Source organism: uncultured Vibrio sp. (assembly GCF_947488985.1).
GTDB lineage: Bacteria > Pseudomonadota > Gammaproteobacteria > Enterobacterales > Vibrionaceae > Vibrio.
In genome coordinates this window covers 1-389 of sequence record NZ_CANLBV010000322.1, presented here as the reverse complement: position 1 = coordinate 389, position 389 = coordinate 1, and the positions used below count along the sequence as shown (strand labels likewise).

The following is a 389-nucleotide window of genomic DNA, read 5'->3' as shown; positions in this document are numbered from 1 at the left end:
CGTAAAGAATTAGTTGAGCATATTGCAGAGAAAGCCGATATCAATAAAAAAGAGGCTGACACCGCACTCAAAGCCATCATCGATGGCATTACCAACACATTGGCCGACGGCGACGACGTAACTTTGGTGGGTTTTGGGACATTCAAGATTAGCCATCGCGCTGCTCGCGAAGGACGCAATCCGAAGACTGGTGAAGTCATTCAAATTTCAGCATCAAAAAGCCCAACGTTTAAAGCAGGGAAAGAATTGAAAGCTCAGGTGAACTCTTAACTTTTTGCTCCGATCTCATATAGAACAGCCCCCGACAAAGCCACTAAGCGCGTTATCAGGGTCTGTTCTGCAATGTTAACCGCCGGAAAGGTGTCCTGAAAAAGGATTATTGTTTTTTT

Annotated in this window: 1 protein-coding gene; it reads left to right on the top strand. The window is 45.0% G+C overall.

The annotated features are described in order from the left end of the window. On the top strand, nucleotides 1–270 hold a 270-nt coding region (locus Q1A70_RS20525; RefSeq protein WP_299697688.1), incomplete at its 5' end, for an HU family DNA-binding protein. Nucleotides 271–389 lie beyond the last annotated feature (119 nt).